The organism is Streptosporangium sp. NPDC005286 (genome assembly GCF_040607515.1).
In the GTDB taxonomy this organism is placed as follows: domain Bacteria; phylum Actinomycetota; class Actinomycetes; order Streptosporangiales; family Streptosporangiaceae; genus Streptosporangium.
In genome coordinates, this window is the sequence record NZ_JBEXGU010000291.1 from 1 (window position 1) to 6438 (window position 6438).

Consider the following 6438-nt stretch of genomic DNA (forward strand, 5'->3'; position numbering starts at 1 on the left):
TCCGGAGGGGGGGTGGGCGCGTGCGCTGCCGGGCGCTCGCGCCCGCCACACCCGGGGTCGCCCCGGGGGTGCGCCGCCGCCCCGGCCAGCAGCGTGGCCGCCAGCGCCGTGACCGCCACTCGCCGGGAGGCCCGCGGCGTCCGGGCTCCGGTGTTCTCGGTGATGTGGAGGGGTTCACTCATGGTCGTTCCTCGTTTCGCGATAGTACGCATTTGGCCTGACTCGAAAGCTACGTTGCATTCGAAATTCAGTCAATCAACAGAAACGCATTTCCCCAGGTAGACGATGTTAAATTGATGCAATGACGCTGGCCTCGAATGCAATTCTGAGTTGCAATGAATGATGGCGAAGGCAATACTGGCGGCATGCCAGGAGGACGATTGACCCAGCAGGACCGCGAGCGCATCGCGGCCGGACTCGCCGATGGGCTCTCCTACACCGAGATCGCCAGGCGGCTCGACCGGCCGACCTCGACGATCACCCGGGAGATCGGGCGCAACGGCGGCCCCAGCGGCTACCGGCCCCAGCAGGCGCACCAGGCGACGATCCAGCGGGCGCGGCGCGGCACGCCGGCACCCCCGCGCGCAGGCGGACCGCCGGGCAGCACGATGGAAGAGGAGCTCGTTGAGGTAGCGGTCAGGACGGGGCTGCCGAGGATGAGCGCGCGCGTGCACTTCGACCTGTTGCTGTCCGAGGACGGCAGGCGCACCGCGGCCGAGCTGACCCACAGGCTGAAGATCAGCCCGGCCTCCGTCTCCGTCGCCGTGAACTTCCTGGTCGAGCAGGGGTTCGTCCGGCGCGAGCGCGATCCGCAGCGGCGTCGCGACATCTACGTGGTCGACGACGACGCCTGGTACCACTCGATCGTGACCGGCAGGCGGCAGACGCTCGATACGGTGCAGGCCACGATGGCGGCGGCCGAGACCTACGGGCTCGACAGCCCCGTGGGGCAACGGCTGGCCAAGACAGCGGCGTTCCTGGAGCGGGTCAGCCTGGACATGATCGAGTCGGCCGACCGCTGGCGCGCCCTCCTGACGTGATGGGTCTCAGCCGAACCACCTGAGGAGCCGGCTGACCAGTTCCTGCTGATCGTCACCGCCCGACGCCGCTTCCCGTACCCCGTAAGCCCGGCAGTCGCGCGGGATCGGCCCCCAGGCCGCACGCGCAGCGCGGGAGCGGCGGCGCTTGTGCCGCCTTAACGGCCTCGCCCGTGGGGTCCCGGCGAAGGGAGCGGGCACGCAACGGGCACGGGAGCGAAAGCAAGCGCAACCATGCCTGACCTGGGCTTTTTCGTGTCCGTGAGGGTGGTGGAGCCTAGGAGATTCAAACTCCTGACATCCTGCTCGCAAAGCAAGACGGGCGGGGGCGGGACCATTGGGCTGTACCCGCTCCCACCTGTGCATACGGTCCACAGCAATCCGTCGTCGTCCGGCCTCGTCCAGGGTCGTTGTCACCCGGATAGTCACTCGGCGAGGCGGTGGCGGCAGCCTGGAGACGCGTCTGGGGTCGGAAACGTGCAGGATCTCAGCTGTCTAGCGTTGCTTGAGGCGGAGTGCTTCTTTGCGGATCTCGACCTGGAGGGACTGCTCGCGCTCCAGCCACGCCGGGTTCTCCGCCTTCAGCGCATCGATCTCAGCGGTGGTGAGCGGTCCGGTGATCCCACCTCTGATCAGGCCGGCAACGGAGACCCTGAGCTTCGCGGCGATGACCTGCTTGGTGTGCGGGCCGTTGCGGCGCAGGTCAGCGAGCCAGGCGGGTGGCGTCGACTGCAACTCGTTCAGCTCGTCCCTGGAGACGACACTCGCCTGGAACTCGGCGGGAGTGGCCGAGAGGGGGACACCCAGCTTCTTGGCCGCGGTCGCGGGCTTCATTGTCTGGATGGTCTTCGGTTTGGGCGAGGTCATGGCGTCAAGAGTAGTCAGCCGGAACAGGTTCCCTTGACATCAGTACCCTGAGGAAGTGACTGATGGAGAGACCGGCAGGATGTTTCGACTGGCGTACGTGCCCGGGGTGACACCCGCGAAATGGGTCAACGTCTGGACCGAGAGAATGCCCGGCGTGCCGATTACCCTGGTCGCGGTTCCCGCCGCCGAGGTGGTGGGACTCCTGCGGAGTGGCGGCGCCGACGCCGGATTCGTCAGGCTGCCGGTCGACCGGGACGGGCTCAGCGTGATTCCCCTCTACGTGGAGACCACGGTGGTCGTGGTGCCTAAGGACCACGCGATAGCCGCCGCCGACGAGGTGGCCATCACCGACCTTATCGACGACGAGGTGTTCCATCCTCTGGACGACACCATCGAGTGGACGGTCCGGCCCGGGCTGCCCGCGTTCACCCGCCCGGCCACAACGGCGGACGCGGTCGAGCTGGTAGCGGCCGGCACTGGGATTCTCCTGGTTCCGCTGTCGCTGGCACGCCTCCACCACCGCAGGGATCTCACTTACCGGCCGGTGCCGGACGCGCCGCAGTCTCAGGTTGCGCTGGCCTGGCCCACGGACGCGACCACTGACCTGGTGGAAGATTTCATCGGCATCGTCCGCGGCCGGACGGTGAACAGCTCGCGGGGCCGTACCCCCGCCTCCCCTGCGGAGAAACCGGCACAGCGGCAGGCACAAAAACCCGCACAGAATGGCTCCGGTCGCCGGGCCGTGCCAGCCGGCCGTAAAAAGAAGGGCTACCGGCCTCGGTGACCTGCAGACAGATGCGCCGATCATCTCTGGTACGGAATGCTGATGGAGCCTAGGGGATTCGAACTCCTGACTTCCTGCTCGCAAAGCCGCAAGGATCTCGCTTCACCAGCGCCAACGCGCCTCAGCGTACCGACCACGCTCCCCTTCCCCCATGTTTCCCGTCCTATCGGGCACGCAACGGGCACGCCAGGGATGGCGTTCGGTCGGGGTTGCGTTCACCGGCGTCACCGAAGGTGCCTGCCGCCACTTCCGGTCGCCGAAGCCGCTTCACCGGCCCGCCTTATATAGGCGCTGTTCAGAAGGTCGGCGGAAGGTTTCCTGGACCGAGTTCGGCGGCTCGGCCACGATGAGGGCATGACGGAGAACGGACCAGCGCAGCCGCCGACGACGGGGGGAGGAGCAGGTTTGCGCCCGAACTGGGCGGCGATGAGCGCTCTGGCGGGTGCGGTGGCCGCCGTGGTCGCGCTGGTCGCCTACCTGATGCCGCCGGCCCCGCCTCCGCAGCCCCCGTCCGACGCGGTAGTCACCACCTCGGCTCCGCAGCCGTCGTCACCGGATCCGGTCACCACCCGGCCCGCACCGCCCGCCCCGAGCCCACCTCCCGAGTCCAGCGCGCCCCAGCCACCGGCGCCAAGCCCCACGCGAGCGGTGCCGGTTGTCTCCCCGCCGGTGTCAGCGGTCCGGCCCGGGGGCTGCGACGAGACGGCGACGGCGCTGACCGCATACCGCCAGAACGCCGGGACCACCCGCAGCAGCCAGGCAGTCGCGGCTCGCCAGACCTACCTCGACCTGATGGGCGCGGTCCTCGACGCGCAAGGAGCGGTGGGGGCGACGATCAGTCGACTGGCCGCCGAATTCCAGGAGCTGAACTTCCGGCTGACCGGCATGACCGGCGGCGATCCCAACCAGGTGATCGCGGATATCAACACGGACCTCACCGAGCTCAAGAGGCTGTGCGGATCCGGCTGACCTGACGACACGTCACAGCCGGACTGGCGCGCGGCGGCTGCGGAGCAGCGGGGCCGGTGGGTCCGCGCTTGAGCGCCGTTCCCGCGTGCTCATCGCCTCCGCCGGCGCACATCCGACATCGCGGCCCCGGCCGCGGCAGGCGGCGCACTTCGCGGCCTTCCCGATCAACATCCCGCTAGGGGCGATGGCTGCCGACTGCTGCCCCGGACCTTCGATCGCCCCCAACCACGAGCGGTGGCCGGCCACCCCGTGGCGATCGTCGTGCTGTACCTGGCGGCGACGCGTCCGAAGTTCGTACCTGGTCCGGTCGCTGTGGCCCAGGCGCGGCGCTGTCATTGACCTGACTCATCTACTCGGACATCGTGAAGGTCGGCGATCTCAGTCGGAAGGGACGCATGCATGCTCGGCCTGGGCTGGTTTGAGGTTTTGCTCTTTGTGCTAATCGTGATCGCCATCGTTCTTGTGGTACGAGCCCGACGACGATAGCGGCGCGGCCAGGGCCGAGCCTTTGGAGCCGGTCGGCGGATGCCGCGTACGGTGCCGCCCCGGAGTCCTGCCGCACGTCGGGACCGGCGCCCACGCCGCATGCCCGGCGGGCGGTGCAGGCGCAGGGGCGGGCGCGGCGCTCAACGCCGCCGCCCCTTGGTCCGCCCAAGTCCCGGGCCGGCCAGCGGATCATCGGCATTCCCTCGGCGATAGTCCCGGCGCTCTCCGATCACCTGGCGGAGTTCGTGGGGGCACCGGGCCTTTCCCGGCAAGCAGGGAGGGTTCCTGTGGGGCAACAACTTCCGGCATGAGGCCAGGTGGGCGGACGCACTCAAGGAGATGGGCGTCAAGGGCCTGCACTTCCACGACCTGCGGCACACCGGTAACACGCCGGCCGCGCAGTCGGGGACGAGTCTGGCCGATCTCAAGGCGCGGATGGGGCACGACAGCGACCGGGCCGCACTGATCTACCAGCACGCCACGCGGTACGCCGATCAGAGGATCGCCGACGCGCTGAGCGCACGGGTGGAAGCCGAACAGAAGAACGATGACGGCGAAACGGCCCGAGGGAGGGCTAATGACCCGTTAATGCCCCAAATGCCGCACACCAAGACCCGTTGAGAAGTGTTCTGGCTGGTGGAGCCTAGGAGATTCGAACTCCTGACATCCTGCTTGCAAAGCAACCCGGGCGGGGGCGGGACCATGGGCAATACCCGCTCCCACCTGCGCATACGGTCCACGGTGATCCATCGACGTCCAGCCTCGTCCGTGGTCGTTGTCACCCAGTTGGTCACTCAGTGATTCGCCTGTCCGAGCCAGTAGAGCGAGCCTTCCCCGGGTCTCACTCGGGGCCGCTCAGCTCCCGATACGCCTCGCGTAGCTCAGCGGCTTCCGGCATGCGACGCGTCTCGATGGCACCGATCACCTCGCGCGCCCTCCAGTAGTTGGACGGCACCAGCACGCCGCTCGTGATGGTCGTGAGGGCAAGCTGACCCGCCTCGTCGGGTTGATCGGTGGCGAGAAGCGCCAGAGCGAGGTCAAGACGCGCGGAGGCTGCCCGACGCGGACGAACCAACCCGTCCGCGGCCGACTCTAGGCGGGCAAGAACCTGACGGGCGTATGACTCAGCGGCCGGGTCCCCCAGCCATGACAGCGTGGTCGCCACGTACGCCTCGCTCTTGGAGGGGTCGTAGCGATAGTGATGCTCGGGATACTCGGGCATCGACAGCGGCGACACCAGCCGGGCAACGCGGTTCAGCGCATCACGCGTCTCCGGGCCGGACCCCAGTCGCGCCCAGATCCGGCCTTCCTGCGCGGTCGCCTGAATGTAGGCCGAACTGCTGCGCGGTGCGATCGCCTGCGCCCCTTGGGTCAAGGCCAAGGCTCGGCGGTAGTCGCCGGTGGTGACCGCCTGCCATGCCTCGGTCTCCAGGCACCATGCGGCGATCTCGGGATGTTCGGCATGCTTGGCCAGCTGGGCGGTTGTCTGAAGCCAGGTCGCGGCGGCTGTGAACTGGCGAAGGTCGATGTGGCAGGTGGAGGCCAGCAACGCCAACCAGCCACCGGCCGTAAGAAGGCGGCGGTGCTCGGTGAACGTCTTCTTCGCGTCGATCAGGTGCGAGACGTAGGACAGATGCTGGCGCACTCGTTCCAGCAACTCGGCCGGTGGCGTCCCCTGGTAGGCCATCGCGAGGTCGTCGACGGCCGACTCCAGCCGCTCCAGCGTCTCATTGCCCACATCGCTGGCGGTAACCCGGCGGGCCAGTTCCAACGCCTCGATCTCCCCCGTGAAGGGAGTGCTGCCCCGGGTCGTGCTCGCTGGGTCGTCGCCGAACAGCTCGGCTTCTCCCAGGACGAACACCCGGCAGTAGAGCAGCCGGTAAGGGTCCTTGGGCTTATGTCTGCCCGCTTCCCAATCCTTGATCATGCGGACCAGAGATTCCCGCTCGGGCAGGCGGGCACGGGTGCGCGGGTCGGCGGCTTCGGCTAGTTGCCTGGCCATCTCTCGCTGCGTCCACAACTTGTCACGCCTTTCGGCGCGTAACCGTACGGCCCAGGCCGGAATGTCACCCATTGTGTGCACCTCGGGGGACGTGGTGGTCCACCTGACTCCCCCAGTCTCCCCTACTCGCGCTTTCGGCGCGGGGTACCTGGCGATGTCATGAGAGGACCGTGAAAAGGCGGAACCCGCAGGCGCTGTCACGCCGTACGGGTCCCTTGGCCGCACACTGGAGGTGCAACCCATGGATAACTGTAGAGCCGTCCCGCCCGCCGTTGACGAGGCGACGGTGGAGA

At 68.1% G+C, this 6438-nt stretch carries 7 protein-coding genes; 4 read left to right on the forward strand and 3 right to left on the reverse strand.

Translation table 11 applies throughout. The features are described 5' to 3' along the window. Positions 1 to 182: hypothetical protein (locus ABZU75_RS44615; RefSeq protein ID WP_355569004.1), on the reverse strand; the 182-nt coding region annotated here is incomplete at its 3' end. A 198-nt stretch (positions 183 to 380) separates the two neighbouring features. On the opposite strand from ABZU75_RS44615, the gene ABZU75_RS44620 reads away from it, so the two are divergent. Further along, positions 381 to 1040 (forward strand): helix-turn-helix domain-containing protein, encoded by a 660-nt coding sequence (locus ABZU75_RS44620; RefSeq protein ID WP_355569007.1) that lies wholly within the window; start codon positions 381 to 383, stop codon positions 1038 to 1040. Positions 1041 to 1532: 492 nt separating this feature from the next. Here ABZU75_RS44620 and ABZU75_RS44625 read toward each other — a convergent pair whose 3' ends face one another. Further along, positions 1533 to 1904: a DUF5997 family protein gene (locus ABZU75_RS44625; RefSeq protein ID WP_355569010.1), complete on the reverse strand. Its 372-nt coding sequence runs from the start codon at positions 1902 to 1904 to the stop codon at positions 1533 to 1535. Between the two features lie 55 nt (positions 1905 to 1959). On the opposite strand from ABZU75_RS44625, the gene ABZU75_RS44630 reads away from it, so the two are divergent. The 3 genes from ABZU75_RS44630 (at position 1960) to ABZU75_RS44640 (ending at position 4764) form a co-directional block, all read left to right on the forward strand. Beyond that, positions 1960 to 2688, forward strand: a complete 729-nt coding sequence (locus ABZU75_RS44630) for a LysR family substrate-binding domain-containing protein (RefSeq protein ID WP_355569013.1) — start codon at positions 1960 to 1962, stop codon at positions 2686 to 2688. A gap of 405 nt (positions 2689 to 3093) precedes the next feature. Further along, positions 3094 to 3657, forward strand: coding sequence for a hypothetical protein (locus tag ABZU75_RS44635; protein WP_355569016.1), 564 nt, complete (start codon positions 3094 to 3096; stop codon positions 3655 to 3657). A gap of 771 nt (positions 3658 to 4428) precedes the next feature. After that, positions 4429 to 4764 (forward strand): tyrosine-type recombinase/integrase, encoded by a 336-nt coding sequence (locus ABZU75_RS44640; protein ID WP_355569022.1) that lies wholly within the window; start codon positions 4429 to 4431, stop codon positions 4762 to 4764. A gap of 220 nt (positions 4765 to 4984) precedes the next feature. On the opposite strand, the gene ABZU75_RS44645 is transcribed toward ABZU75_RS44640, so the two are convergent. Beyond that, positions 4985 to 6217 (reverse strand): hypothetical protein, encoded by a 1233-nt coding sequence (locus ABZU75_RS44645; protein WP_355569019.1) that lies wholly within the window; start codon positions 6215 to 6217, stop codon positions 4985 to 4987. Positions 6218 to 6438: the final 221 nt, after the last annotated feature.

What these genes read in the sequence shown, in the direction of transcription:
- ABZU75_RS44645 (WP_355569019.1), bottom strand. Translation starts at nt 6,217, where the DNA reads ATGGGTGACATTCCGGCCTGGGCCGTACGGTTACGCGCCGAAAGGCGT.
- ABZU75_RS44625 (WP_355569010.1), bottom strand. Translation starts at nt 1,904, where the DNA reads ATGACCTCGCCCAAACCGAAGACCATCCAGACAATGAAGCCCGCGACC.